Raw genomic sequence first — 25,743 nt, forward strand, 5'->3', positions numbered from 1 at the left:
GCATCGGCCGGCGGGTGACAGCAGCGCGGCGTCAGATCACGCCGCCATTGACGCGCACAACCTGGCCGTTGACCCAGCCGGCCTCCGGGCTCGTCAGGAAGGCCACGACATCGGCAATCTCGCGCGGCTGTCCGAACCGGCCGAACGGGTTCGCTGCGGCCATCGCGCGCAGCTGCTCGTCGGTCTTGCCGTTGAGGAACATCTCGGTCTCGGTGGGGCCGGGCGCCACCGCGTTGACCGTGATGCTCCGCCGCGCCAGCTCCTTGGCGAGCACATGCGTCATGGCTTCCACCGCGGCCTTGGTGGCGGCGTAGGCGCCGTAGCGCGGCTGATACAGCCCGACCACGCTGGACGAGAAATTGACGATGCGGCCGCCGTCGCGGAGCCGCCGCGCCGCCTCGCGCAGGGTTCGGAACACGCCCGCGACATTCACCTCGAATTGGCGCGCGACATCTGCGTCGCTCAGCTCCGCGAAGGCGCCGAGCGCCATCGTGCCGGCATTATTGACCAGGATGTCGACGCCGCCGAAGGCCTGCTCGGCGGCATCAAACAGCGCCGCCGCGCTGGCGGGATCGGCAACGTCGGCCTGCACGGCGCGCGCGCGGCCGCCGGTCGCCTCGATCTGTTGCACCATGTGCGCCGCGGCCTGCTCGGCCCGGGCATAGTTGATGACGACCGCGACGCCATCAGCGGCGAGGCGTTCGGCGATGGCCGCGCCGATCCCGCGCGAGCCGCCGGTGATGATCGCGACCTGGGATGAAGAATTGGGCATGGTCAGTCTCCCTCTTTTCAATGCGAGCGGACATAGCTGATCGCCTCGTCCGTATAATCGGCCTTGGCTTGACATCAGATGTCGGCCTGGGCGAACCATCGCTATGGATCGCCTGGATGCCATGCGTCTGTTCATTCGCGTCGTCGAGCGCCGCAGCTTCACCGCCGCGGCCGCCGATCTCGGCCTGCCGCGCTCGACGGCGAGCGAGGTGCTGAAGGAGCTCGAGGCGCGGCTCGGCATCCGGCTGATCGAGCGCACCACGCGCCACGTCACCCCGACATTGGATGGCGAGGAGTACTACCGGCGCTGCGTCGGCATCCTCGCCGACATCGAGGAGGCCGAGACTGCACTGCGCGACTCGCGCCCGCGTGGCCTGCTGCGCATCGACGCGCACCCGCTGCTGACGCGGACGTTCGTGCTGCCGCATCTGCCCGCGTTTCTCGCCGCGCATCCGCAGCTCGATCTGCGCATCGGCCAGGGCGACCGCCTGGTCGATCTCGTGCGTGAGGGTGTCGATTGCGTGATCCGCTCCGGCGAGCCGGAGGCGAGCGGCATGATCCAGAGCCGACTCGGCACGATCGAGGAGATCACCGTCGCCAGCCCGGCCTATCTGCGCGAGCACGGAACGCCGGCTGGACCTGATGATCTCGACGGCCACCGCATGGTCGGCTTCATCTCGTCGCGTACCGGCGAGGTGCTGCCGCTCGAATTCACCTGCGGCGGCACGCTGCGCCATCTGGTTCTGCCGAGCCGCGTCACGGTCAACAATTCCGACACGATGATGGACCTCGCCCGGCTCGGCCTCGGCCTGGTGCAGGCGCCGCGCTATCGCTTCGCGCCGGATCTGGCGGATGGCAGCCTGGTCGAGATCCTCGCCGACACGCCGCCATCACCGACGCCGCTGCACGCGCTGTATCCGCAGAACCGGCAGATGACGCTGCGGCTGCGCGTGTTCCTCGACTGGATCACGGCGATATTCGCCCGGGCGAGGCTGTAGCGGTTGGGCAAAGCAGCCGGATGCCCGTTGCTACTTGCCCTTCTCGATCTTCGTCACCGTGTAGCCGGAGGCGTCCTCGACCGCCTCGAACTTCACCTTGTCGCCGGCCTTGAGGCCCTTCAGCAGCGCGGCGTCCTTGACGCGGTAGACCATGGTCATGGCCTCGTCCATGCCAAGACTCTTGGCCGGGCCGTGGTGGAGCGTGATCTTGGCGTTGGCCTCATCGACCTTCTTGACGTCGCCGCTGATCGCCTCGGCGGCGAGGGCAGGGGTCGCGAGAGCGAGAACCAACGCGGCGGCGGTCGTGAGCTGAGAGAACGTCTTCATGATGTGTTTCCTTCTGGTGAACTCATAGCGAGGCGTAGGGCGGATGACGCGGCGCTGACCCGCCCTACGCGTTGTCAAGACGGCTTCATCCGTCACTTCACGGCGACGTGGCCGGTCATGCCGAACTCGCGATGATCTGGGATCAGGCAGGAATATTCGAACGTGCCGGGCTTGGTGAAGCGCCACAGCAGCTCGGCGGTCTTGTTCGGCGCGAGCCGGGTGCCGTTCGGCTCGTCATGCTCCATATGCGGGTGCTTCTTCATGACCGCGGCGTGCTTCAGGTTCTCGGCCTTGGTGGCGAGCAGGAACTCGTGATCCTCCTTGCCGGTGTTGCGCAGCACGAAGCGGATCTGCTCGCCGCGCTTGACCTCGATGCGCGCCGGCGTGAACTCCATCTCGCTCAGGAGCACCTCGATGGTGCGTGACGGCTGTTTGGGATCACCCGGCTCGCCGGCGGAATAGCCGCGCGATCCGTGCTGCTCATGGCCACGGGCCGGTGCGACGATCAGAGCGGCCGCCGCCACTGCGCTGATCGCGAATGCAGTCTTCATGGAGATCTCCTGATGGTGGTCGTCGGTTGAGGCGGTGCTTGGTGAATTCAGCGCTGGGTGCGGACCTGCGTCGGTGGGCCGTCGCTTCGCCGCACCGGCTCCGGTGCGCTTGCGACCTCATAGGCCACGCTGCCCTGCGGGAACTGATAAGGGCCGGGATCGCGGTAGTCGTCGCGGGCGAGGCCCTCGCGCACCTTCACGGTCGTGAACATGCCGCCCATCTCGATCGGCCCGAACTGACCGCTGCCGGTCATCATCGGCAGGGTGTTGTCGGGCGCCGGCATCTCCATGCTGCCCATCGCCATGCCGGTGTTGCCCATCACCATGCCGTCGGGCGCGAGCTTGCCGACGGCGGCGGCCAGCTCCTTGCGCGACACGCCGACCAGGTTTCGCATGTCGTGGCCCATCGCATTCATCGTGTGATGCGACTTGTGGCAGTGGAACGCCCAGTCGCCGGGATTGTCGGCGGTGAAGTCGAGCACGCGCACCGCGCCGACCGGCACGTCGGTCGTGGTCTCCGGGAATTGCGCCGTTTCGGGAAGCCAGCCGCCATCGGTGCCGATCACCTTGAACTTGTGGCCGTGGAGGTGGATCGGATGGTTGGTCATGGTGAGATTGCCGATGCGGATGCGGACGCGATCGCCGAGCCGCACCGGCAGGGGATCGATGCCGGGAAACACCCGCGCGTTCCAGGTCCACATGTTGAAGTCGGTCATCTCGGTGACCTTCGGCAGGTAGCTGCCGGGCTCGATGCGATAGGTCGACATCACGAACACGAAGTCGCGGTCGACCGGCGGCGGCTGCGGCCCGCGCGGATGCACGACGATCATGCCCATCATGCCCATCGCCATCTGCACCATCTCGTCGGCATGCGGGTGATACATGAAGGTGCCGGCGTGCCTCATCTCGAACTCGTAGACGAAGGTCTTGCCCGGCTTGATGTGCGGCTGCGTCAGGCCGCCGACGCCGTCCATGCCGCAGGGCAGGATGACGCCGTGCCAGTGCACGGTGGTGTATTCCGGCAGCCTGTTGGTGACGAAGATCCTGACCTTGTCGCCCTCGACCGCCTCGATGGTCGGGCCCGGCGACTGACCGTTATAGCCCCACAGATGCGTGGTCATGCCGGGCGCAAACTCGCGGGTGACCGGCTCGGCGACGAGATGGAATTCCTTCCAGTCGCCGTTCATGCGGAACGGCAGCGACCAGCCGTTGAGCGTGACCACGGGCTGATAGTCCGGGCCGGCGCTGGGATGCAGCGGGGGCTGCATCACCGCCTTGTCCATCACGGGCGCTTCGGGAATGGCGGCGGCCTGCACCCGGCCGGAGACGGCGGAGGCGCCGGCCAGCGCCGCGGAGCCGAGCAGTGTGCGGCGTGAAAACATGCGTGCTCTCCTGTCAGTCGTTGCCGGGCGCGACTGCGCTCGCGGTCTGCTGTGCGCTGTCCTCGCTGCTCGCGACTCCGCCATTGACCGCAGCCGACAGCTCGGCCTCGGCGAGGAAGAAGTCTCTGACGGCGTCGATCGCGGCGCGGCGTGACGCCAGGCGCTGCCGCGCCTCGAGCAGCAGCGCGAAGATGTCGACCTGCATGCTGGAATAGCGCAGCTGCATCTCCTCGCTGATGATCCGGCGCAGCGGCAGCACCTCGCGGGCGTAGTGGCCGGCGATGTCGAAGGCCGCGCGGTAGCTGCGATAGGCGTCGCGCGCCTCGGAGCGGACGGTGACGGCGCGCTCGGTGAGGCGGTTGAAGGCGATGTTGTAGGTCTCGGCGGCCTGCCGCACGCGGACCTCGCCTCCGTCGAAGATCGGGATCTGGAACTGCACGTCGTAACCGCGTTCGCGGATGACGCGGCCGTCGGGCTCGACGGTCTTGCGATCGAGGCCGGCGAGATCGAGCAGGGTGACGAAGCGCGTCGCCTCGCTGAGCTGCAGCGATGTGGCGAGCGCCGTGAGCTCGAGGCGGGCGATCTGCAGATCGATGCGATGGCCGACTGCATCGGCCTCGACGAAGGGCTGGCTCAGCGGGCGGCGCGGCAGTGCCGGCAGCCGGTCGGGCAGGCGGAAATTCAGATCGTCGCCCCACAGGCCCATCAGCCGGATCAGCCGCTCGCGGGCGCTTCCTGCGGCACGGCGGGCGGTGGCGAGCTCGGCCGTGGTCTCGGCATAGAACACCTGCTCGCGCGCCTGGTCGAGCCGGTTGAGCGCGCCGGTCTCGCCGAGCTTCGAGGCGAGCTTCGCGGTCGCCTCCGCGGCCGATTGCGCCTCGACCAGCAGGGCCACCAGCTCGGTGGCGGCGACGACGCGCACATGCGCGCGGCGCACCTCCGCGGCGAGCCGCAGCGTCGCCAGCGCGGCCTTCAACTGGGCCTGGCGAAACCGTTCGCGCGCGATCTCCGAGCGCAGCGGCAAGGTGGCGAGCGCCAGGATGTCGCCGGCGACCTGGCGCTCGGCCTCCAGCGCGCCGTCGCCGCTGATGCGCATCAGGGAGAAGGTCGGGTTCGGCGGCAGGCTGGCCTCGACCATGTCCGCCTCGCTGAGCGCGAGCGCGTTGTAGGCCGCCTGCAGGCCCTTGTTGTTGAACAGCGCGACCTGCACGGCGGCATCGGCCGACAAGGGCCGGGCGAGCAGGCGGCGCGTTGCAGCGCGGACGCGTTCGGCGTCGTCATTGCCTCTCACGGAGGCGACCTCCTTGCCGGTGGTGTGGCCGGTGATGTCCGCGACGGCGCTCATGCCGCCGTCCGGCGAGAACGAGGCACAGCCTGCGAGCGCAAGTGCTGCGGCGAGCGCCGCGAGCCTGATGATCCCCTGCATGTGGCGCTCCTTAGCGGCTCGGCTCAAGGCGCGGTGCGCCGGGGTCGATGCGCTGGCCCCAGGAGGCCGGCGCGACCGGGCGCAGCGGCGTGTAGGGCCCGACGATCCCCGACATGCGCACGGGCGCAACGTTCGCCGCCGGATCGGCCGGATCAGCCCCGGCCAATGCGATCGTGCGCGGCTGGCAGGCGCCGAGGCTCGCCGCGGCAAGCAGCGTCAATGCGCAAGCGGCAACGGAGAATGGCAGGCTGCGCCGCGCCGGAGATGCGGCAGCGGGCGTCGCCATGTATTGCGACAACATGAGGTATCCTTGGTCTGTCGATGAATCGCGAGCAGCCGCGCGCGACACGCGCACGAAGCCGGCGTCGTTCGCTCAGACCAGGACGATGGGGGGCCGATACAGGCGCGGCGGCGTGCGACCGGGCAGGCCTTCGTCGCGCGGGGTCACGCTGGTGGCGGCGAACGAAGCGGGAAGGGTGACCGCCGGCAGCGCGGCAGCGAGGCCCACGGCGCACATCATGGCGCAACAGGGGCCCGGCATCTTGCTGTGATCGTGGTGCGACGGCGCGGGAGCTGGCGCCTGCATCCCAGCGTCTGCAACAGGATGATCATGATGATGGGCGTGCGCGGTCTCTACCTGCGGCATCGCCGCCAAGATCATCTCGTGATGAGCCGCGTCATGATGAGAGGCCGCAACGGCAACGACGGTCTCGTCGAGGCAGGGCGCCGCCCCATCGCCGAGCGCGAGCGCCACGCCCGGGCTGAGCACGCAGACGAGGTAAGCGAGGACGAGCAGCCGTCCCGCCACCATCAGCATCTTCCGTGTCAGTCCCAACGACATGCGCGCCCAAATCACTCCGATCCGCCGCGCAACCTAATGATAAAGCGCGGCGCCGCCAAGAGGGCCGGACCGTGATCGTGCAGATCCCTCCTGTTGCGCTGCTTCTGCATGCCCAATGCCGCAGCAATGTGGCTTGACCTGATGCGGTGCGGCAACGAGGTTGCGCATATCGTGCACGCACCGAAGCCAAGATTCGAGGAAGCGCCTCACTTCATTCCGGACTCGCGCCAGGCCTGGGCGCGGCTGGCGCTTGCGCTCGTCATCGGTTCCATCGGCGGCGCCGGGATGTGGACCGTCGTCGTCGTTCTGCCGGTCGTGCAGGCCGAGTTCGCCGCCAGCCGCGGCGCGGTGTCGCTGGCCTATACGCTGACGATGTTCGGCTTCGGCCTCGGCGGCGTCATCGTCGGCCGCATCACCGACCGCTTCGGCATCGTCACCGCGATGGCCCTCAGCATCACCTGCACCGCGGCCGCCTATCTGCTCGCCGGCGCGTCGGTGACGCTGTGGCAGTTTCAGGCGGTGTATTTCCTGATCGGGCTCGGCTCGTCCGTCACCTTCGCGCCGCTGATGGCGGAGGCATCGCACTGGTTCGTGCGCTATCGCGGCCTCGCCGTCACCATCGTCGCCTCGGGCAACTACGTCGCCGGCACGGTGTGGCCGCCGCTGGTGAATTGGGGCGTGCAGCAGATCGGCTGGCGCGCCAGCCATGTCGCGCTCGGTGTCTTCTGCGCGGTGACGATGAGCGCGCTGCTCCTGGTGCTGCGCGCGCGCATGGACGGTGCCGGCGCGCAGGACCATGCCGGCGCGGCGCCGCCGCAACTGGAGCTGCCGATCTCCACCAACGCGCTGACCGTGCTGCTCAGCATCGCCGCGATCGCCTGCTGCGTGGCGATGGCGATGCCGCAGGTGCACATCGTCGCCTATTGCGGCGACCTCGGCTATGGCGTCGCTGTCGGCGCGCAGATGCTGTCCTTGATGATGGCGCTCGGCATCGTCAGCCGGATCGGCTCCGGCTTTCTCGCCGACCGTGTCGGCGGCATGCGGACGTTGCTGATCGGCTCGCTGGCGCAGGGTTTTGCGCTTCTGTTCTATCTGTTCTTCGATGGCCTGACGTCGCTCTATTTGATCTCGGGCATGTTCGGCCTGTTCCAGGGCGGCATCGTGCCGAGCTATGCGATCATCGTGCGTGAGGCGATGCCGGCACGCGAGGCCGCCACCCGGGTCGGCATCATCATCTTCGCCTCGGTGTTCGGCATGTCGTTCGGCGGCTGGGTCTCGGGCGTCATCTTCGACGCCACGGGGTCCTATTCGGCGGCCTTCGCGAATGGCATCGCATGGAATGGCCTGAACCTCGGCATCGTCGTGACGCTGCTGATCCTGGCACGACGGCAACACCGGCTGGCGGCCTGAAACAAGAGGCGTTGCATCGGAGCCACAGCCGGAGTCCAATATCCGGTTTATATGCACGTCGTCATACAAAATCCCGGCGCCCGCCGCAAATTCATCGAATCACCTCACCCAACTGTGGAACTCGATCGGAGCCGATCGTGGCCATTTGGCCTCGTGCGTGCTCCGCATCGCGAGATTGGTTGTCGCGAGGTCTCAGCCGAGGCCGCGGTCGCCCGTCGCATGCCTGACGCAGGCAGGCCTCGAGGTGAATGCTCCGGACTGGTCGAGAACGCTGCGGCGGCATCGCGATGGTGCAGGAGGCCGTTGCGCTATGTCCATCGTCACGAAGGCAGCTTCGCAAGTCGTGCTTGCCGCGCTCGCAGCCGGACTCATGCTGAGTCAGGCATCGGCGCAGGCGTGGCCGCAGCTGCAACAACAACCGCCGCAGCCGCCGCGCCCGGCAGCGACCCGCTCCATCATCGTGCCTGTCGCCCCGGCCGCCCGGCCGAACGGCGCGCCCGTGATCCCCGCGCCGCCACGTCCCGCCGGCCTGCCGGCGTCGCTGTCGCCCGCGCCCGGCAGCGGGCCGGACGTATGGCGGCTGCCCAACCCGACCGACGTCAACGACGGCACCGTCACCATCATCACCGCGCCGGCCGGCGGCGCCACCTCCGTGTTCGGCTCGGACATGGCGCGCGTGCTCGATGATCAGACCAACGTCCGCGTGCTGCCGGTGCTCGGCAAGGGACCGGTGCGCAACGTCTCCGACATTCTGTTTCTGAAGAGCATCGACATGGGCGCGGTCGCAGCCGACGTGCCCGAATTCTACCGCCTGCAATACGGCATCCCCGACATCACCTCGCAGCTCCGCTACATCGCGCGGCTCTATCACAACGAGATCCATGTCATCGCGCGCTCCTCGATCCGCTCGATCTTCGACCTCAACGGCAAGCGCATCATCGCGCCGACCGATGTCGGCTTCTATTCCGCGCGCGTGATCTTCAACCGGCTCGGCCTGACGGCGTCGTTCGACTATGCGACCGATGATGCCAGATCGATCCAGAAGCTGATCGATGGCGACGCCGACGCCTACATCGTCTCCACCGGAAAGGTGTTCCAGCTCGCCCGCAGCATCAGGAACGACAACCGCGCGCTGCACCTGGTGACGATCCCCTACGACCGCCGGCTGCAGGACCTCTATCTGCCCACGACGTTGTCCTCCGAGGAATATCCGAACCTGCTCAACCCCGGCGAGACGATCGAGACGGTGGCGATCGGCATGCTGCTCGTCAGCTACAATTGGCCGGAGAATACCGAGCGCTATCGCAAGGTGGCGCGCTTCGTCGAGGCGTTCTTCGCCAACTACGACGAGTTCATGAAGCCGCCCCGGCATCCCAAATGGCGGGAGTCGAGCATCGTCGCCGCCATTCCGAACTGGAAGCGCTTCAAGGCGGCGGACGAGTGGCTGCTGGCGCGCAACATGGTGCCGCGGCCGCAGGTCGCCGACGTGCGCCAGACCCAGTTCGAGAGCTTCGTGCGCCAGAGCGGGGGACAGCTGTCCAACGATCCGGCTGAGCGCAGCTCCCTGTTCCGCCAGTTCCTGCAATGGCGCCAGCAGCATGGCGGGCCGCCGACGCCGTCGCGCTGAGCTGTCAGCTCGCGGTTGTCTACTTCGCGAGCTCTTTCGAGCGCGCCGTGGCCGCGGCGACCGCCCTGGTCAGCAGCGGCTGGAAGCCGTCGGTTCCCATCAGCACCGACAGCGCGGCGGCGGTGGTGCCGCCCGGCGAGGTGACGTTCTGGCGCAGCGTGGCGGACGGCAGGTCCGATTGGCGCAGCAATTCGCCGGCGCCCGACACGGTGTGGCGCGCGAGCTTTGTCGCCAGGGACTCGGGCAGGCCGGCGGCGACGCCGGCGCGGGCGAGCTCCTCGGCGAGCAGGAACACATAGGCGGGACCCGAGCCGGACACCGCGGTCACCGCGTCCATCAGCGCCTCGTCGTCGACCCATTCCACCGCGCCGGTGGCGCGCAGCAGCGCGTCGGTCAGCGCCCGTTGCGCGGCGCTGACGTTGGCGGCGGGCACCGCCACGGTGATGCCGCGGCCGATCGCGGCGGGCGTGTTCGGCATCGCGCGCACGACCGCGCCGCCGATCGTTTGCTGCAGGCCGGCGATCGTCGTCCCCGCCATGATCGACAGCACCAGCGTCGCGTCGCCGACCCACGGCTTCAAGGCGGGGCCGGCGTCGGGGAACATCTGCGGCTTGACGGCAACGATGACGACCTCGGCCGGCGCAGGCGCCGTCGGATTGAGGCGGACGCCCCTGGCCACCAGCGCCGTGATCTCCGCCGATGGCATCGGCTCGATCACCACCACGCGCGCAGGATCGAGCCCGCCGGCCAGCCACCCGGTCAGCATCGCGCCGCCCATCTTGCCGGCGCCGGCCAGCACGATGGTGCCGGTGAGCTGATGAAGCAGGTTGTTGTCCGCTGATGTCACGACGCACTCCGCTGTCGTCCCTGCGAAAGCAGGGACCCATAACCACCGGCGGTTCTAGTGGAGCAGGGGCAGAGCGACAAGCGTCGCGCGCCAGACGGACATCACGCGGTATGGGTCCCTGCGTGCGCAGGGACGACACCGCGTGTGAGGAAGCGGCGGCGGCTTACGCCTCGCCGTCGGTATCGAACAGCGCGGCCGCCATGGCCTCTTGGGTCGACTTGCCGGCCCAGACCACGAACTGGAAGGCCGGGAAATAGCGCTCGCAGGCGTGGATGGCGCCGGCCAGCATGCTCTCGCATTGCAGTCCCGACGCGGTGATCCCGCCGGGCAGCACCAGGGCCTGGCGGTGCATCACCATGCCGGTGTGCGTCCAGATGTCGAAATGGCCGAGCCAGAGCTGCTCGTTGATCGCGGCGATCAGCCGCTGCACCTCGGCGCGGCGCGCTTCCGGAATCTTCATGTCGAAGGCGCAGGCCAGATGCAGGGCCTCGATCTCCGCCATCCAGGTGAAAGAGAGCTGATAGTCGGTCCACTGGCCCTTGGAGGCAATCGTGATCTCGTCCTCGCCGGAGCGCTCGAACATCCAGTTGTTGTCGGCCGCAATGGTCTCGACCACGCTCAGCGGGTGGTCGGTGGAATCGATAGTGCTTTCGAGCAGGGACATGCCGTCTCGACCTCGTCTTCTTGATCTCGTTGGTACATACGCGGCGACCCGGCCCACGCCCTCTCGGCGCTTCGAGACCCGGCTTGCAGTCCCGGAGGTACCCCGGGCGTGCGAGGACAAACTGATGTGATTTGCGGAATCTGCGCAACGGGGGGGCGAGTCCGTCCACAGCCAAACACCGCTTCGTCCACAACTCCTGTCCGGCCTGTGGAATCATGGCCGAATGAGAACAAAACGGAATCGGATTCGCCGCAACCGCCCCGTCCGAGCCGATTTGGCCGCGGGAACGGCCGCGAGCGGTTGCATGGCCGCCCGTCGTGGACCGCGGGCGTGAGGCCTTGCCGCAGCCGCCGACCGCCTGCATAGTTCGTTCAGGCCGTCCATCCGGGCGGCCGATGTTCTCAGGGCGGGGCGAAATTCCCCACCGGCGGTAAGCGTTTCTCGGTCGAGCGCGCGAGCCCGCGAGCGCCTTCTCGGCAAGGCGCGGTCTGGAGAATTCCGTTCTCCGGAACGCGTCGCGCAGAGAAGGGTCAGCAGATTCGGTGCGACTCCGAAGCCGACGGTCACAGTCCGGATGAAAGAGAACGGGTCCCGGCACCCCGCGCAATCCAGCGTGGGGGCGTCGTTGTTCCGTGTGCCCTGATTCTGGTCTCTGACGAGGACAACCATGAATCAGATGTTGCAAGACGCGCCTACTGATACGCCCACCGACACCATCACCGCAGGAACGTCGCCGCCGGCGGATACGCCGGTCGCGTCACCGCCCGACGAGTCGCCACCGGCGCCGTCGCATCCGCGCTTCAGCAAGCCGCAGCGCGTCGCCTTCGTGCAATCGGCCTGGCATCGCGACGTCGTCGCCGAATGCCGTCTGGCCTTCCTCGACGAGATCGAGGCGCGCCACATCCCGCGCGATCGGGTCGACATCTTCGAGGTGCCAGGCTCGTTCGAGATCCCGCTGCATGCGCAGCTCCTGGCCAAGACGCGGCGCTACACCGCCATCGTCGCGGCCGGCCTCGTTGTCGACGGCGGCATCTACCGCCACGAGTTCGTCGCCGACACCGTCATCAAGGCGCTGATGGACGTGCAATTGCGCACCGAGGTGCCGGTGTTCTCCGCGGTGCTGACGCCGCAGCAATTCCACGAGACGCAGGCGCATTTCGAGTTCTTCCGCAAGCATTTTGCGACCAAGGGCATCGAGGTGGCGACCGCCTGCGCCGAGACGCTGCTGAGCCTGGAGCGGTTGCGGGGGCAGGTGGCCGCGGGGATCATCTGAGGCGGTGATGTCGTGTGGCTGGCTTCAGGCTAGCCAGACACCCGCTATCGAAACGCCGGGATCGAGATCTCACGGCAACGGCAGTGAGCTCCCCTCCCCGCGAGGGGGAGGGGGCTCACCGTCTCGCGGCTCGAGCTCGAATTCAGCCTCTTGCTCCGCGCCGATCAGTCATCGTGTCGTCCGCCCCACCCTCAGCGACACCACGTCCCCTCACGCTCCCCGCCTTGTGTTGTCAATTTCCTCGCCACCCCTGTAAAATCTCTCCTGGGAGGAGGCTTGCCCGTGGCGACGGGCGGCCGACAAGGATGATCGAAGGATACGATCCTTATCTCGTCGCGCTCTCGGTCGTGATCGCGAGCCTGGGTGGCTATACCGGTTTCAGTCTCACCGCGCGCATCCGCAGCGGTCCGGGAGAGAATGCGCGCGTGCTGCTGTCCGGCGCCGCCGGCATTCTGGCCGTGGGCATCTGGACCATGCACTTCGTGGGCATGATGGCGGCGCCACTGCCGGCCGATGCCGTCTATCTGGTGCTGCCGACCATCATCTCGTTCCTGATCTGCGCGCTCGTGATCGGCATCTCGCTGTTCTTCGTCAGCATCGGCGATCCCTCCCCCCGGCGCGTCGTCCCCTCTGCGCTGCTGCTCGGCGCCGGCATCGCCAGCATGCATTATGTCGGCATGCACGGCCTGTCCGGCTCGTTCGGGCTGACGCATGATCCGGCGCTGGTGGCGCTGTCGGTGGCGATTGCGATCGTCGCCGCCTATGGCGGCCTGCGCATCTTCCTGGCGCGGCAGGACGGGCTACGGCTCGCCATCAGCGCGGTTGCGTTCGGCATCGCCGTGTCGGGCATGCATTACACGGCGATGCTGGGAATGCATGTCGTGCCGATGGGTGAGGGACACCATCACGCCGCAACAGGACTTGCTGCGTCGCCGCAAGCGCTCGCGATCGTCGTCGCCGTGCTGTGCTTCGTCATCGTCGCCGGATTTTTGCTGTCGCTGGTGCCGGACCCGCGCCGTCAATCGCAGCCGATGCCGGCCGTTGCCGAGGCTGCGCCGCAATTGGCACCGGAGCCGGCCGCGACGGCGGCCGAGCCGGTCGTCGAGGTCGCCGTTCCGAGCCGGGCGACGGCGGCGCCGTTGGGGGGCATCGGCCAGCCGCCGCGCGCGACCGCGGCGCGGCTGCCGCTGGAGGGCGCCAACGGCACCCATTTCATCGATGCCGGGGACGTGCGCAGCGTGCGCGCCGATGCGCACTACACGCGGATCCACGACGGCACCCGCGAGCGGATGTGCCCATGGTCGATCTCCGAGGCTGAGGCGCAGCTCGATCCCGGCCGCTTCATCCGCGTGCACCGCAGTCACATCGTCGCGATCGAGCATGTGATCTACGTCGGTCGGGAAGGCGAGGGCGCGATCATCGAGCTCGATGGCCCCTCGAAACCGCGCGTGCCGGTGAGCCGCGCCAAGGTCGCCGAGGTCAAGGCGCGGCTCGGGCTGCGGCGGCCGGCCTGAGTTCAGCGTTCGTTTCGCCGCTGCAACAGAGCGCCGCCATTCTCCCCAACGCATGCAACACCGCGCGCGCGTCTTGCCCGGCCGCTCACACCGTCACTCGCGCGATTGGGTCGCCCTCGCTGACGCAATTCGTGCGCGACCAGCCGCATTTCGTGCGATTTCGCCGCTCTCCGTGCCGGCTTCGTTGCGCGGCCAGCGATCCCGATCGACGCTCCGCCCAATCCGCGATGCGTCCGCGTTCGCACTTCGCTCCCGCAGCACGAACGCCCGCCGCAACAACGCGACGGCCTTGCCGATAAAGCAGGCCAGCACAGGAGAGGAAACGTCATGATTCCTGGCCCGTTCGACTATCACCGGCCGGCGAGCGTCAGCGATGCGATCAAGCTGCTCGCCGACCTCGGCGATGACGCGCGACCGCTCGCCGGCGGCCACAGCCTGCTGCCGATGATGAAGCTGCGGCTGGCGACCCCGGCGCATCTGATCGATCTGCACGGCATCGCCGGGCTCAAGGGCATCCGCCGCGATGGCGACCGCATCGTCATCGGCGCGATGACCACGCAGGCCGAGCTGCTGGCGTCTGCCGACATCGGTGAGGCGCTGCCGATCCTGCACGAGACCGCGCTCTTGATCGCCGATCCGCAGGTGCGCTACCGCGGCACGCTCGGCGGCAATGTCGCCAATGGCGACCCCGGCAACGACATGCCGGCCTTGATGCTGGCGCTGGACGCCTCCTATCGGCTCGAAGGGCCGAACGGCGTTCGCGAGATCGCGGCGCGCGAGTTTTACCAGGGCGCTTATTTCACCGCGCTCGAGCCCGGCGAGATCCTGACTGGCATCAGCATCCCGCTTCCGGCTGCGGGGCACGGCTACGCCTACGAGAAGCTGAAGCGCAAGGTCGGCGACTATGCGACGGCCGCAGCCGCCGTGGTGCTGACGATGGCGGGCGGCAAGGTGGAGACGTGCGTGATCGCACTGACCAATCTGCACGAGACGCCGTTGCTGGCGACCGACGCGGCGACTGCAGTGATCGGCACCACGCTCGACGATGCCGCGCTGAAGGCGGCGGCGAGCGCCGCGCGCGCGATCATGCAGCCGGCCTCCGACGCGCGGGGACCTGCCGAGTACCGCACGCATGTCGGCGGCATCATGGTGATGCGCGCGCTGCAGCGCGCTGCGAGGCGGGCAACCTGAACGCACATCGCCGCTCGGCGAACTCTCTCTTCTCCTCCCCCCTTGTGGGGGAGGGCCGGGGAGGGGGGGAGCCCTAAGCGACACTGCCGCTGAGGACCCCCACCCCCGACCCCTCCCCGCAAGGGGGAGGGGAGCGCACTGACACTGCGGCTCAAGTGGTGCCCAAGCTTTGCGATTTCCCAGGGAGCAACGAATGCCCAAAACCCATATCACGATGAAGGTGAACGGCAGCGAGGTCGAGGGCCTCGCCGAGCCACGCACGCTGCTGGTTCATTTCCTGCGCGAGCAGGCGCAGCTCACCGGCACCCATATCGGCTGCGAGACCAGCCATTGCGGCGCCTGCACCATCGACATCGACGGCATGAGCGTGAAGAGCTGCACCATGCTCGCGGTGCAGGCCAACGGCTCCGAGATCACCACGATCGAAGGCATGGCCAACGCCGACGGATCGCTGTCGGCGCTGCAGGAAGGCTTTCGCATGATGCATGGCCTGCAATGCGGCTTCTGCACGCCGGGCATGATTCTCCGCGCGCATCGGCTGCTCAAGGAAAATCCGTCGCCGACCGAGACCGAGATCCGCGCCGGCATCTCCGGCAACATCTGCCGCTGCACCGGCTATCAGAACATCGTCAAGGCGATCCAATACGCCGCCGCCAAGATCAACGGCGTTGAATTCCAGGAGGCCGCGGAATGAACGACATGACTCCCACGCGGGAACAACGCGAAGCCGCGCTCGAAGGCATGGGCTGCCGGCGCAAGCGCGTCGAGGACATCCGCTTTACCCAAGGCAAGGGCAACTACGTCGATGACGTCAAGCTGCCGGGCATGCTGCACGGCGACTTCGTGCGCTCGCCGCATGCGCATGCGCGGGTGAAGGCGATCCACACCGAGGAGGCGCTGAAAGTGCCCGGCGTGCTCGCGGTCATCACCGCCGAGACCTTGAAGACCGTCAACCTCGCCTGGATGCCGACCTTGGCCGGCGACGTGCAGATGGTGCTCGCCGACGGCAAGGTTCTGTTCCAGAACCAAGAGGTCGCCTTTGTCGTCGCCACCGACCGCTACGCCGCCGATGACGGCGTCAACAAGGTCGTGGTCGAGTACGAGGCGCTGCCGGTGCTGGTCGATCCGTTCAAGGCGATGGATTCAGATGCGCCCGTGCTGCGCGAGGACCTCGTCGGCAAGACCTCGGGCGCGCACGGCCCGCGCAAGCACCACAACCACATCTTCGAGTGGAGCGTCGGCGACAAGGAGCTCACCGACGCCGCGTTCAAGAAGGCCGACGTCACGATCAAGGAGATGATCTCCTATCACCGCACCCATCCATCGCCGCTGGAGACCTGCCAGTGCGTCTGCTCGTTCGACAAGATCAAGGGCGAGCTGACGATCTGGGGTACCTTCCAGGCGCCGCATGTCATCCGCACCGTGGTGTCGCTGATCGCGAAGATCCCGGAGCAGAAGATCCATGTCATCGCGCCCGACATCGGCGGCGGCTTCGGCAACAAGGTCGGCGCCTATCCTGGCTACATCTGCGCCGCGGTGGCCTCCATCGTCACCGGCAAGCCGGTCAAATGGGTCGAGGACCGCATCGAGAATCTGACCGCAACCGCCTTTGCGCGCGACTATCACATGACAACGGAAATCGCTGCGACCAAGGACGGCAAGGTCACCGGCCTGCGCGTCCACGTGCTGGCCGACCATGGCGGCTTCGATGCCTGCGCCGATCCGTCGAAATGGCCGGCCGGCTTCTTCAACATCGTCACCGGCTCCTATGATTTCCCGGTCGCGCATTGCGTCGTCGACGGCGTCTACACCAACAAGGCGCCGGGCGGCGTCGCCTATCGCTGCTCGTTCCGCGTCACCGAGGCGGCCTATTGCATCGAGCGCGGCATGGACATTCTGGCGCAGAAACTCGGCATGGATCCGGCCGAGCTACGCCTGAAGAACTTCATCAGGCCGGAGCAGTTTCCTTATCACTCGGCGCTCGGCTGGGAATATGACTCCGGCGACTACCACACCGCCATGCGCAAGATGATGGAGGCCGTGGACTACGCGGCCTTGCGCAAGGAGCAGGCCGAGAAGCGCGCCGCCTTCCAGCGCGGCGAGACCCGCGAGATCATGGGCATCGGCGTCTCCTTCTTCACCGAGATCGTCGGCGCCGGTCCGTCGAAGAACTGCGACATCCTGGGCATCGCGATGTTCGATTCCTGCGAGATCCGGCTGCATCCGACCGGCGCCGGCATTGCGCGGATGGGCACCAAGAGCCAGGGCCAGGGGCACGAGACCACCTGGGCCCAGATCATCGCCAGCGAGATCGGCATTCCCGCCGACAACATCATGGTCGAGGAGGGCAACACCGACACGGCGCCCTATGGTCTCGGCACCTACGGCTCGCGCTCGACGCCCGTCGCAGGGGCAGCCATCGCCATGGCCGCGCGCAAGATCAAGGCCAAGGCGCAGATGATCGCGGCCTACAAGCTCGAGGTCCATGAGGACGATCTCGAATGGGACATCGACGGCTTCCGGGTCAAGGGCCTGCCCGAGAAGGTGATGTCGATGAAGGACATCTGCTGGGCGGCCTACAACTCCGTGCCGCCGGGCATGGAGCCGGGGCTGGAGGCCGTCAGCTATTATGATCCGCCCAACATGACCTATCCGTTCGGCGCCTATCTCTGCGTGATGGACATCGACGTCGACACCGGCGTGTACAAGGTCCGGCGCTTCTATGCGCTGGATGATTGCGGCACCCGCATCAACCCGATGATCATCGAGGGCCAGATTCATGGCGGCCTCACCGAAGCCTTCGCGATCGCGATGGGCCAGGAGATCCGCTACGATTCCGAGGGCAATGTCGTGACCGGCTCGTTCATGGACTTCTTCATGCCGACCGCGGTCGAGACGCCGCATTGGGAGACCGACTTCACGGTGACGCCCTCGCCGCATCACCCGATCGGCGCCAAGGGCGTCGGCGAAAGCCCCAATGTCGGCGGCGTGCCGGCGTTCTCCAACGCGGTCAATGACGCGTTCTCGTTCTTAGGCTCGACGCACATCCAGATGCCGCATGACTATTGGCGCAACTGGCAGGCAGCGAAGAACCTGGGCGTATTGGGGTCGTAATATTGAAGGCGTTGGCGTTCGCCGCGCGCGCGCGTTCCCTCCCCCCTTGTGGGGGAGGGCTAGGGAGGGGGGTACCCCACGGGCAGTGTGCGTGGAGACCCCCACCCCCAACCCCTCCCCACAAGGGGGAGGGGAGTTCACCTCCGATGACGCAGCAGTCGAACTTGACATGAAAACCCGCGACGACATCGCGCAATCGCTCTCCGCCTGCGGCTACATCGCCGATGGCGAGCTTGCGACTGCGATCGCGCTGATGCATCTGCTCAAGCGGCCGCTGCTGCTGGAAGGCGAGGCCGGGGTCGGCAAGACCGAGGTCGCCAAGGCGCTCGCCTGCGTGCACGGCACCGAGCTGATCCGGCTGCAATGCTATGAGGGTCTTGACCAGAGCTCCGCGCTGTACGAGTGGAACTACCAGCGCCAGCTGCTTGCGATCGAGGCGCATCGCGGCCAGCCGGATACCATCGAGGACCAGATCTTCTCCGAGAAGTATCTGCTGGAGCGGCCACTGCTTGCGGCGATCCGCCGCGCCACGCCGCCGGTGCTGCTGATCGACGAGATCGACCGCGCCGACGACGAATTCGAGGCGTTCCTGCTGGAGCTCCTGTCGGACTTCCAGATATCGATTCCCGAGCTCGGCACCATCAAAGCCATCAGCATCCCGCACGTGGTGCTGACCTCGAACGGCACCCGCGAGCTGTCGGACGCGCTGCGCCGGCGCTGCCTCTATCACTATGTGGACTATCCCGATGTCGATCGCGAGGCCCGCATCATCCTGGCGCGGATCGATGGCGCGTCGGCGTCGCTTGCGCTGCAGATCGCGCGCCTGGTCGAGGGCCTGCGAAAAGAAGAGCTGCGCAAGGTGCCGGGTGTGGCCGAGACGCTGGACTGGGCAGCCGCGCTGGTCGGGCTCGATGTGCGCGACCTCGAGGACCAGCCGGAGGTGGTGCATGACACCTTGATGTGTCTGCTCAAGACGCATGAGGACCGCTGCCGCATCACCCGCGAGGTCGCCGCGCGATTGTTGGGGAAGGTCGCATGAGCTGCTGTGGCGCCACGCCTGATCATGAGGACATGGATGCGGTGGCGCGGCTGGTCGCGGGACGCCTCAGCGCATTTCTCAAGACGCTGCGCGACAACGGCTTTGCGGTCGGCCTGTCGGAGGGGCAGGATGCGGCAGCCGTGATGACCGCAGGCTATACCGACAGGCCCGGCCTGTTGCGCTCCGCCTTCAAGCACCTGTTTTCGGCGCGCAAGAGCGAGTGGGATCGCTTCGACGGCCTGTTCGACGCGTTCTGGCTCGGCAAGCGCGTGCGCTCGCGCGTTCTGACGGCAGGGTCGCCGCAATCGGCGAACAGCCCGTCCCTGAAGAGTCTGCAGGATGCGAATGCTGCTCGGCAGGGGCATCACGGCCCGACCGATCAGATTCCCTCTGACGAAACCCCACGCGAGGCGGCCGGCGAGGGCGTCCGCGAAGGTGCCTCGCGCGTGGAGTCCATCAGCGATACCGACTTCCGCAAGCTCGCAGATCCCGACCAGGTCGCGCTGGCGCATGAGGCGGCGGCGCGGCTCGCCCAGGCCATGCAGACGCGCCTGACCCGCCGCGATCAGCTCCGGCGCAAGGGCGAGCGGCTCGACCTGCGCCGCACCATCCACCGCAACATCAGCCATGGCGGCGTGCCGATCGCGCTGGTGCATCGCCGCCGCAAGCCCAAGCCGCTCCGGCTGGTGGTGCTGCTCGACGCCTCCGGCTCGATGAGCCCCTATACGTCGGTGTTTGTTCGCTTCATCCACGGCGTGCTCGACGCCTTCCGCGAGGCCGAAGCGTTCCTGTTTCACACCCGGCTGGCTCACGTCTCAGATGCGATGAAGGAGAGGGATGCCGCGCGGGCGCTGGATCGGCTGTCGATGATGGCGCAGGGCGCCGGCGGCGGCACCAGGATCGGCGAAAGCCTAGCGACCTTCAACCGCTGGCACGCGCCGCGCGTCATCCATTCGCGCACCTGCGTGATGATCGTCTCCGACGGCTACGACACCGGTGATCCAGCCTTGCTCGGCCGCGAGATGGCGCAACTGCGACGCCGTTGCCGCCGTATCGTCTGGCTCAATCCGATGCTCGGCTGGCACGGCTACGCGCCGGAAGCCCGCGGCATCAAGGCGGCGCTGCCGCATGTCGATCTCTACGCGCCCGCGCATACGCTGGGCTCGCTCGCGGCGCTCGAGCCTTATTTGGCGAGGTTGTGAGATGACGAGGGTGAGCCGCTCTGAAGTGTTGTTGACGCAGACTGCCTCGGCATCGGCGGTCGGCTCCCTCCCCCCTTGTGGGGGAGGGCTGGGGAGGGGGGCACCCCGAGTTCGGTGCAAGACGCCCCCCTCCCTAACCCTCCCCCACGAGGGGGGAGGGAACAGACCTTCAGTGCTGCTGCAGACTGCCTCGAACGTGCGCCAGAGGAGGCACCCATGACCACCTCCTCCGAACTGCTCGATCTCGCCGCCCAATTGAAAGCTGCCGACGAAAGCTTCGTGCTCGCCACCGTCGTGCGCACGGTGTCGGTGACCGCGGCAAAGGCCGGTGCCAAGGCGATCATCCGACCGGATGGCGCCATCGTTGCGGGCTGGATCGGCGGCGGCTGCGCCCGTGGCGCGGTGCTGAAAGCCGCGCGCGAGGCGCTCGCCGACGGTGTCCCGCGCATGGTCTCGGTGCAGCCGGACGACCTGCTCGCTGAGCTCGGCGTCAAGCCGGGCGAGATGAAAGAGGGCGTGCGCTTCGCCGCCAACATGTGTCCGAGCAAGGGCACGATGGACATCTTCGTCGAGCCGGTGCTGCCGTATCCCGCGCTGGTGATCTTAGGCGCGAGCCCGGTGGCGCTGTCGCTCGCCGCGCAGGCGCGGCCGCTCGGCTATCACGTGACGCTGGCGGCGCCGGCGTCCGATCTCGTCACGACACCAGAGGCCGATGTGCTGATCGATGGCTTCGCGCTGGATCAACCGGCCGGGAGCAGCCGCTTCGTCGTGGTGTCGACGCAAGGCAAGGGCGACGAGGCGGCCTTGCGCACCGCACTCGCCTGCGATGCGGCCTACCACGCCTTCGTCGGCAGCCGCCGCAAGATGGACAGCCTGCGCGACAAGCTGATCAAGGACGGCATCGACGCCGCGCTGCTCGACAAGGTCAAGGCCCCGGCGGGCCTCGATCTCGGCGCCATCACGCCGGAGGAGATCGCGATGTCGATTCTGGCCGAGATCACTCAGGTGCGGCGGCGCGGCCAGCGCGGCTGAATTCCGTCACGGCGCGAGCGGCAGGTCGAACGAGACCCTGAGCCCGTCCGGCGCGAAGTCGCGCGTGACCTCGCCCTTCAGCGCGGCGCCGAGAATGCGCTCGAACAGCAGCGAACCGAAGCCGTTGCGTGCGGGCGGGGAGACATCCGGCCCGCCGTTCTCCTGCCAGAACAGCTTGAGCCGTCCGTCGGCATGGGTCCAGCCCAGCGTCACCCGCCCCGCATCGTTCGACAGCGCGCCGTATTTCACCGCGTTGGTGACGAGCTCGTGCAGGCCCATCGACAGATACAGCGCGATGCCCGGCGCGAGCTGCAGGGCGGGGCCGTCGACGGCGATCCGGTCGGACTGCAACGGCGCCAGCTCGGCGCACACCAGCTCATTGAGCGCGATCGCTTCGCGGCCGCGATCCAGCGCCAGCGCGTGGCTGCGCGTCAGCGCCGCGATACGGCCGCGCAGCACCTCGCCGAACTCGGCCAGCGCCGAATCGGCGCGGATGCTCAGCGCGATGACGCTGTCGACCAGCGCCAGCGTGTTCTTGACGCGGTGATTGAGCTCGTGGACCAGCACGCGATGGTGCTGCTCGACCGTGCGCCGCCGCGCATTCTCGGTGCGCAGTGCGATTTCGTCCATCACGATCTCGCTGAGCTCGGTGAGCTGGGCGATGTCGTCGTCGCTCCACGGCCGCGGCTCGTGATCGATGGCGCAGAGCGCGCCGATCACCTCGCCGCTCGGCAGCCGCAGGGGAACGCCGAGATAGGCGATCACGCCGAGAACCGGCACCGCGAGATTGTCCTTCACCAGCGGATGCTCGTTGGCGTCGCTGATCACCAGCGGCTGCGCCGAGGTCACGACGTGCTGGCAGAAGGAGTGGCTGAGCGGCGTCTCGCGCAGCGACGCCCATGGCTCGCACAGGCCGACCGAGCTCTTGAAGAACTGCCGGTCGCGATCGACCAGCGCGATGATCGCCGCTGGGGCCTGCAACAGCCGCGTGGTCAGGCGCGTGACGCGGTCGAAGCCCGGCTCCGGCGGCGAGTCGAGCAGCTCGGTCTGCAACAGGGAAGTCAATCGGTCTGGCGCGGAGGCGTCGCGATCGGACGTCATGCAGCTTTCGTCGGTCGGGCGTTCAGCCGGTGACAGGTTGCAAGACGGACCGGACGGAGCGCAAATCCGGAGCCGGTCGATCGTGCGGCGCAGTGGTATTCGGCTGGAACGAAGCCGGCGCAGAGACGAGATGAAGCCATCAACGCGGCCATCGCCGCGCTTCAGGGCGGGGCGAATCCCGGTTCCACGCAGGTAACCAAGTGGTAGACTATGGCCTGACCAAGGCAAGTTCGGCATTCCGCCGCAGGTTCTCTTTGGTATGCATTATACCCGTCAGCCCCCCTTGACCGCACCCGCCGTCAGGCCGGCCACGATCTGCCGCTGTGCGAACACGGTCAGCAGCAGCACCGGCAGGGTCACGATCAGCGCCGCCGCCGCGAGCGGCCCCCACGAGAGCTGATCGAACGAGATCATGTTGTAGACCGCGACCGGCAAGGTGCGGGTCTCGCGTCCGGCCAGCACGATGCCGAACACGAAATTATTCCAGGAGAAGATCACCGCGAGGATGAAGGCGACCGCGAGGCCGGGCTTCGCCACCGGCAATGCCACGTGGCGGAAAACCTGCCAGCGCGTTGCGCCGTCGATGCGCGCGGCTTCCTCGAGCTCGATCGGCGTGGTCTCGAAATAGCCGATCATGATCCAGATCACGATCGGCACGGTGACGACGAGATGGATGATGATCTGCGGCCACAGCGTGCCGAGCAGGCCGAGCCACTGAAACAAGAGGAACAGCGGGATGAGGTATGACAGGCCGGGCGTGATGCGCGCGATCAGGATCACGATCGCCGATTTATGCGCGGCCATCCGTGCGATGCCGTAGCCGGCGGGCACGCCGACCAGCATGGCGAGAAAAGTCGCGCCGCCGGTCACCAGCAGGCTGTTCTTGAAATAGGTGAAGAAGCGGTTGGACGACAGCACGTCGGCATAGTTCTTCCAGGCGAAATGCTCCGGCCAGAACACCGGCGGATACGCGGCGTTGTCGACCTCGAACTTCACCGACAGCGAGATCATCCAGAGGAAGAACAGGATCGCCGGGGAGACGATGAGGAAGACGCCGAGCGCGAGGCCGAGCCGGCCGAGGATGGTCTGCGCGCTCATGCGTCGCTCCCCAGCGCATTCCACTGTGCGCGCCGGCGCAGCACCAGCAAGAGCGCAGTCAGCGCGATGATCAGCGCGAAGAACACCACCGCGATCGCCGAGGCATAGCCGAGGTCGTAATAGACGAAGGCGACGCTGTAGAGATAGAGGTTGATGGTCTCCGACGCCGAGCCCGGCCCGCCCTGGGTGATCGCGAAGATGATGTCGAAGCTCTTGATGGCGTCGATGGCGCGGATCATCGCGGCGATGAACAGGAACGGCATGATCAGCGGCAAGGTGATGTAGCGGAACATCTGCCAGGTCGAGGCACCGTCGATCTGCGCGCTCTCATAGGGCTCGGTCGGCAGCGAGGCGATGCCGCCGAGCACGATCAGCATGACCAGCGGCGTCCACTGCCAGGTCTCGACCAGCACCAGCGAGGGGATCACCGTGCCCGGATGAAACACCCAGAGCTGTGGCGGCAGGCCCACCAGCGACAAAAGATAGTTCAGGATGCCGAGCTGCGGGTGGAACATCATCGTCCACACCAGCGCGATCGCCACCGGCGTCGCCATCATCGGCATGATGAACAGCGCGCGCAGCAGCCCCCGGCCCGGGAAGCGCGCATGGAAGATCACCGCCGCGAAGGTGCCGAGCACCAGCGGCAGCAGCACCGATAGAGCCGTGTAGGACAGCGTGTGCCCGACCGACTCGACGAAGCGCGGGTCGGCCGGCAGCCGCAGGTAGTTCGACAGCCCGACGAAGGTCGTGGGTGAGCCGACCTTCCACTCCTGGAAGCTCATCCAGATCGTGAACAGCCAGGGAAAGATGATCACCGCGAGCACGGTGACCAGCGCCGGCACCACGAACGGCCAGTACGACGGCGGCCGCAACGCACGTTCCGGCGCAGCGGCGTCCGCTGCCGCGCCGGCCTGTTCGACGATCGTGCTCACGCTTTCTCGCTGCGCTCCAGGATCGGGCGGAACTGCTCGTGCGCCTTCTTCAGCTCGGTCGCGGGATCGGCGCCCGACAGGGTGGCGGTCAACGCAGCGCCGACGAGGTCGCGGAATTCGGCGACCGGGATGATCACGGGCAGGCCGAGCTTAGAGATCTTGCCGGAGTCGATCGCCGACTGCAGCCACTCCTTCGGCATCTTCACGCCGCCCTGGACTCCGGGATCGTTGAGCACCGAGTTGCGGAACGGTACGCCGCCGCCGGCTTGCACCAGGCGGGCGCCTTGCGGCTTCGACACAAGCCACTGGCACAGCAGCCAGGCGGCTTCCTTGTTCTTGCTCGCAGCCGCAATGCCGATGCCGTCGCCATAGGTCGCCGAGTACTGTCCCTTCGGTCCGGCGGGCACCACGGTGTAGCCGACCTTGCCGACCACGCGCGAGGCATTGGCGTCCTCCAGCGGCGGCGCCCAGCCGACGCCGTCGATCCACATCGCCGAGCGGCCTTGCGTGAACGAGGCCATCGACTCCATCCAGTTGAAGCCGGCCACGCCGGGCGGCGCGCAGGTGGTCAGCAGCTTCTGATACAGCTTGGTGGCCTCGATCGCTTCGGGGCCGTCGGTCAGGATGTTGCCCTTGGCGTCGAGGAACTCGCCGCCGTAGTTGAGAAAGAAGTTCGTCCACAGGGTCATGTTGGCGTTGCGCAGGCCGCGGCCGACGAAGCCGAACGTGCCGTCCTTGGCATCGGTCAGCTTCTGCGCCGCCGTGACCATCTCGTCGAGCGTCTTCGGCACTTCGACGCCCTTCTTCGCGAACAGCTCCTTGTTGTAGTAGAGGATGAAGTAGTCCACCGACCATGGCAGCGAGAACATCCGGCCCTTGTCGTTGCTGGCGTAAGTCAGCCCGGCGGCGGAGAAATCGCTCTGCACGAGGTCCGGCGCCGTGAGGTTCGGATCCTTCATGAAGTCGGTGATGTCGGCGAGCCAGCCGGCCTTCTCGAACTGCCGCTTCTGCACGTGATAGCTGAGATGGACGACGTCGAAGCTCGGCTTGCCCGACGACAGTTCGATCACGACCTTCTGTCGCTGCTGCTGCTCCGGGATCTGCTCGGATTCCACCTCGATGCCGGTCAGCGCGGTGAATTCCTTGATGTTCTTCTGCAGATTGTCGCCGCGCGGCCCCTTGGCGAGGATCACCTCGAGCTTGGTACCGGCATATTTCTTCCACTGCGGCTCAGACCAGGCCGGCTGGCCGGTGAGCGCCAGCGCGCCTGCTGCTGCCGTGCCCGCAAGCATGTTGCGGCGCGTGATCGCGGTCATCATATCCTCCCAGAAGACTTCTTGTTTGGTCGTGAAGTGTAGCGCGATCCAGCGGCGCTGCAACAGCATGGTGCCCGTTCGGCTGGG

General features: G+C 67.3%; 24 protein-coding genes and 1 riboswitch. Of the genes, 11 read left to right on the forward strand and 13 right to left on the reverse strand.

What is annotated here, in order from left to right:
• Positions 1–31 precede the first annotated feature (31 nt).
• Positions 32–772, reverse strand: coding sequence for an SDR family oxidoreductase (locus tag QX039_RS20055; RefSeq protein WP_315734038.1), 741 nt, complete (start codon positions 770–772; stop codon positions 32–34).
• Positions 773–875: 103 nt separating this feature from the next.
• Here QX039_RS20055 and QX039_RS20060 point away from each other — a divergent pair, with 103 nt between their 5' ends.
• Entirely contained in the window at positions 876–1,769 is an 894-nt protein-coding gene (locus QX039_RS20060) for a LysR family transcriptional regulator (protein ID WP_315771822.1), read from the forward strand.
• Positions 1,770–1,799: 30 nt separating this feature from the next.
• Here QX039_RS20060 and QX039_RS20065 read toward each other — a convergent pair whose 3' ends face one another.
• The 6 genes from QX039_RS20065 to QX039_RS20090 all read right to left on the reverse strand — a co-directional run bounded on the left by QX039_RS20065 (position 1,800) and on the right by QX039_RS20090 (position 6,296).
• Positions 1,800–2,096, reverse strand: a complete 297-nt coding sequence (locus QX039_RS20065) for a copper-binding protein (RefSeq protein WP_315734032.1) — start codon at positions 2,094–2,096, stop codon at positions 1,800–1,802.
• 92 nt (positions 2,097–2,188) lie between these two features.
• On the reverse strand, positions 2,189–2,647 hold the full coding sequence (locus QX039_RS20070; RefSeq protein WP_315771825.1) for a cupredoxin family protein: 459 nt from the start codon (positions 2,645–2,647) through the stop codon (positions 2,189–2,191).
• 47 nt (positions 2,648–2,694) lie between these two features.
• Positions 2,695–4,029: a copper oxidase gene (locus QX039_RS20075; protein ID WP_315757383.1), complete on the reverse strand. Its 1,335-nt coding sequence runs from the start codon at positions 4,027–4,029 to the stop codon at positions 2,695–2,697.
• A 13-nt stretch (positions 4,030–4,042) separates the two neighbouring features.
• Positions 4,043–5,455 (reverse strand): TolC family protein, encoded by a 1,413-nt coding sequence (locus tag QX039_RS20080; protein WP_315771827.1) that lies wholly within the window; start codon positions 5,453–5,455, stop codon positions 4,043–4,045.
• Between the two features lie 10 nt (positions 5,456–5,465).
• The gene (locus QX039_RS20085) at positions 5,466–5,756 is read right to left on the reverse strand and encodes a hypothetical protein (RefSeq protein WP_315771828.1); all 291 of its coding nucleotides are present in this window, start codon (positions 5,754–5,756) and stop codon (positions 5,466–5,468) included.
• 72 nt (positions 5,757–5,828) lie between these two features.
• On the reverse strand, positions 5,829–6,296 hold the full coding sequence (locus QX039_RS20090; protein ID WP_315771830.1) for a hypothetical protein: 468 nt from the start codon (positions 6,294–6,296) through the stop codon (positions 5,829–5,831).
• 171 nt (positions 6,297–6,467) lie between these two features.
• On the opposite strand from QX039_RS20090, the gene QX039_RS20095 reads away from it, so the two are divergent.
• Together QX039_RS20095 and QX039_RS20100 are read left to right on the forward strand one after the other, a co-directional pair.
• Positions 6,468–7,706 (forward strand): MFS transporter, encoded by a 1,239-nt coding sequence (locus QX039_RS20095; RefSeq protein ID WP_315771832.1) that lies wholly within the window; start codon positions 6,468–6,470, stop codon positions 7,704–7,706.
• A gap of 310 nt (positions 7,707–8,016) precedes the next feature.
• Positions 8,017–9,333: a TAXI family TRAP transporter solute-binding subunit gene (locus QX039_RS20100; RefSeq protein ID WP_315771833.1), complete on the forward strand. Its 1,317-nt coding sequence runs from the start codon at positions 8,017–8,019 to the stop codon at positions 9,331–9,333.
• A 19-nt stretch (positions 9,334–9,352) separates the two neighbouring features.
• On the opposite strand, the gene proC is transcribed toward QX039_RS20100, so the two are convergent.
• Positions 9,353–10,180 carry a pyrroline-5-carboxylate reductase gene (proC, locus tag QX039_RS20105; RefSeq protein WP_315771834.1) on the reverse strand — a complete coding sequence of 276 codons (828 nt, stop codon included), beginning with the start codon at positions 10,178–10,180 and terminating at the stop codon, positions 9,353–9,355.
• A gap of 163 nt (positions 10,181–10,343) precedes the next feature.
• On the reverse strand, positions 10,344–10,844 hold the full coding sequence (locus QX039_RS20110) for a YbjN domain-containing protein (RefSeq protein WP_315771836.1): 501 nt from the start codon (positions 10,842–10,844) through the stop codon (positions 10,344–10,346).
• Positions 10,845–11,237: 393 nt separating this feature from the next.
• Positions 11,238–11,434, forward strand: a riboswitch (FMN riboswitch).
• Positions 11,435–11,511: 77 nt separating this feature from the next.
• On the opposite strand from QX039_RS20110, the gene QX039_RS20115 reads away from it, so the two are divergent.
• From QX039_RS20115 to QX039_RS20150, 8 genes are all read left to right on the forward strand, one after another.
• Entirely contained in the window at positions 11,512–12,117 is a 606-nt protein-coding gene (locus QX039_RS20115; protein WP_315771838.1) for a 6,7-dimethyl-8-ribityllumazine synthase, read from the forward strand.
• Positions 12,118–12,422: 305 nt separating this feature from the next.
• On the forward strand, positions 12,423–13,631 hold the full coding sequence (locus QX039_RS20120; protein WP_315771839.1) for an MHYT domain-containing protein: 1,209 nt from the start codon (positions 12,423–12,425) through the stop codon (positions 13,629–13,631).
• Between the two features lie 327 nt (positions 13,632–13,958).
• Positions 13,959–14,822: a xanthine dehydrogenase family protein subunit M gene (locus tag QX039_RS20125; protein WP_315771840.1), complete on the forward strand. Its 864-nt coding sequence runs from the start codon at positions 13,959–13,961 to the stop codon at positions 14,820–14,822.
• A gap of 193 nt (positions 14,823–15,015) precedes the next feature.
• Entirely contained in the window at positions 15,016–15,516 is a 501-nt protein-coding gene (locus QX039_RS20130; RefSeq protein WP_315771842.1) for a (2Fe-2S)-binding protein, read from the forward strand.
• Positions 15,513–17,936 (forward strand): aerobic carbon-monoxide dehydrogenase large subunit, encoded by a 2,424-nt coding sequence (locus QX039_RS20135; protein ID WP_315771843.1) that lies wholly within the window; start codon positions 15,513–15,515, stop codon positions 17,934–17,936. The genes QX039_RS20130 and QX039_RS20135 overlap by 4 nt, the downstream gene beginning before the upstream one ends.
• Positions 17,937–18,105: 169 nt before the next feature.
• Complete coding sequence (locus tag QX039_RS20140) at positions 18,106–18,975, forward strand: MoxR family ATPase (protein WP_315734000.1); 870 nt, start codon at positions 18,106–18,108, stop codon at positions 18,973–18,975.
• The gene (locus QX039_RS20145; RefSeq protein ID WP_315733998.1) at positions 18,972–20,177 is read left to right on the forward strand and encodes a VWA domain-containing protein; all 1,206 of its coding nucleotides are present in this window, start codon (positions 18,972–18,974) and stop codon (positions 20,175–20,177) included. The genes QX039_RS20140 and QX039_RS20145 overlap by 4 nt, the downstream gene beginning before the upstream one ends.
• A 216-nt stretch (positions 20,178–20,393) precedes the next feature.
• The gene (locus QX039_RS20150) at positions 20,394–21,209 is read left to right on the forward strand and encodes an XdhC/CoxI family protein (protein ID WP_315733995.1); all 816 of its coding nucleotides are present in this window, start codon (positions 20,394–20,396) and stop codon (positions 21,207–21,209) included.
• A gap of 6 nt (positions 21,210–21,215) precedes the next feature.
• On the opposite strand, the gene QX039_RS20155 is transcribed toward QX039_RS20150, so the two are convergent.
• From QX039_RS20155 to QX039_RS20170, 4 genes are all read right to left on the reverse strand, one after another.
• Positions 21,216–22,310, reverse strand: a complete 1,095-nt coding sequence (locus tag QX039_RS20155) for an HWE histidine kinase domain-containing protein (protein WP_315733993.1) — start codon at positions 22,308–22,310, stop codon at positions 21,216–21,218.
• 273 nt (positions 22,311–22,583) lie between these two features.
• Positions 22,584–23,408 (reverse strand): carbohydrate ABC transporter permease, encoded by an 825-nt coding sequence (locus QX039_RS20160; RefSeq protein ID WP_315733991.1) that lies wholly within the window; start codon positions 23,406–23,408, stop codon positions 22,584–22,586.
• Entirely contained in the window at positions 23,405–24,340 is a 936-nt protein-coding gene (locus QX039_RS20165; RefSeq protein WP_315733989.1) for a sugar ABC transporter permease, read from the reverse strand. The genes QX039_RS20160 and QX039_RS20165 overlap by 4 nt, the downstream gene beginning before the upstream one ends.
• A complete protein-coding gene (locus tag QX039_RS20170; RefSeq protein ID WP_315733987.1) occupies positions 24,337–25,656 on the reverse strand; it encodes a sugar ABC transporter substrate-binding protein in 1,320 nt (439 codons plus the stop codon). Before QX039_RS20170 ends, QX039_RS20165 begins: the two co-directional genes overlap by 4 nt.
• Between the last annotated feature and the right edge of the window lie 87 nt (positions 25,657–25,743).

Origin of the sequence: Bradyrhizobium sp. SZCCHNR1043, from assembly GCF_032489675.1 — a bacterium.
GTDB lineage: Bacteria > Pseudomonadota > Alphaproteobacteria > Rhizobiales > Xanthobacteraceae > Bradyrhizobium.

What these genes read in the sequence shown, in the direction of transcription:
- QX039_RS20055 (WP_315734038.1), bottom strand. Translation starts at nt 772, where the DNA reads ATGCCCAATTCTTCATCCCAGGTCGCGATCATCACCGGCGGCTCGCGC.
- QX039_RS20060 (WP_315771822.1), top strand. Translation starts at nt 876, where the DNA reads ATGGATCGCCTGGATGCCATGCGTCTGTTCATTCGCGTCGTCGAGCGC.
- QX039_RS20065 (WP_315734032.1), bottom strand. Translation starts at nt 2,096, where the DNA reads ATGAAGACGTTCTCTCAGCTCACGACCGCCGCCGCGTTGGTTCTCGCT.
- QX039_RS20070 (WP_315771825.1), bottom strand. Translation starts at nt 2,647, where the DNA reads ATGAAGACTGCATTCGCGATCAGCGCAGTGGCGGCGGCCGCTCTGATC.
- QX039_RS20075 (WP_315757383.1), bottom strand. Translation starts at nt 4,029, where the DNA reads ATGTTTTCACGCCGCACACTGCTCGGCTCCGCGGCGCTGGCCGGCGCC.
- QX039_RS20080 (WP_315771827.1), bottom strand. Translation starts at nt 5,455, where the DNA reads ATGCAGGGGATCATCAGGCTCGCGGCGCTCGCCGCAGCACTTGCGCTC.
- QX039_RS20085 (WP_315771828.1), bottom strand. Translation starts at nt 5,756, where the DNA reads ATGTTGTCGCAATACATGGCGACGCCCGCTGCCGCATCTCCGGCGCGG.
- QX039_RS20090 (WP_315771830.1), bottom strand. Translation starts at nt 6,296, where the DNA reads ATGTCGTTGGGACTGACACGGAAGATGCTGATGGTGGCGGGACGGCTG.
- QX039_RS20100 (WP_315771833.1), top strand. Translation starts at nt 8,017, where the DNA reads ATGTCCATCGTCACGAAGGCAGCTTCGCAAGTCGTGCTTGCCGCGCTC.
- QX039_RS20110 (WP_315771836.1), bottom strand. Translation starts at nt 10,844, where the DNA reads ATGTCCCTGCTCGAAAGCACTATCGATTCCACCGACCACCCGCTGAGC.
- QX039_RS20115 (WP_315771838.1), top strand. Translation starts at nt 11,512, where the DNA reads ATGAATCAGATGTTGCAAGACGCGCCTACTGATACGCCCACCGACACC.
- QX039_RS20120 (WP_315771839.1), top strand. Translation starts at nt 12,423, where the DNA reads ATGATCGAAGGATACGATCCTTATCTCGTCGCGCTCTCGGTCGTGATC.
- QX039_RS20125 (WP_315771840.1), top strand. Translation starts at nt 13,959, where the DNA reads ATGATTCCTGGCCCGTTCGACTATCACCGGCCGGCGAGCGTCAGCGAT.
- QX039_RS20130 (WP_315771842.1), top strand. Translation starts at nt 15,016, where the DNA reads ATGCCCAAAACCCATATCACGATGAAGGTGAACGGCAGCGAGGTCGAG.
- QX039_RS20135 (WP_315771843.1), top strand. Translation starts at nt 15,513, where the DNA reads ATGAACGACATGACTCCCACGCGGGAACAACGCGAAGCCGCGCTCGAA.
- QX039_RS20140 (WP_315734000.1), top strand. Translation starts at nt 18,106, where the DNA reads ATGAAAACCCGCGACGACATCGCGCAATCGCTCTCCGCCTGCGGCTAC.
- QX039_RS20145 (WP_315733998.1), top strand. Translation starts at nt 18,972, where the DNA reads ATGAGCTGCTGTGGCGCCACGCCTGATCATGAGGACATGGATGCGGTG.
- QX039_RS20150 (WP_315733995.1), top strand. Translation starts at nt 20,394, where the DNA reads ATGACCACCTCCTCCGAACTGCTCGATCTCGCCGCCCAATTGAAAGCT.
- QX039_RS20155 (WP_315733993.1), bottom strand. Translation starts at nt 22,310, where the DNA reads ATGACGTCCGATCGCGACGCCTCCGCGCCAGACCGATTGACTTCCCTG.
- QX039_RS20160 (WP_315733991.1), bottom strand. Translation starts at nt 23,408, where the DNA reads ATGAGCGCGCAGACCATCCTCGGCCGGCTCGGCCTCGCGCTCGGCGTC.
- QX039_RS20170 (WP_315733987.1), bottom strand. Translation starts at nt 25,656, where the DNA reads ATGACCGCGATCACGCGCCGCAACATGCTTGCGGGCACGGCAGCAGCA.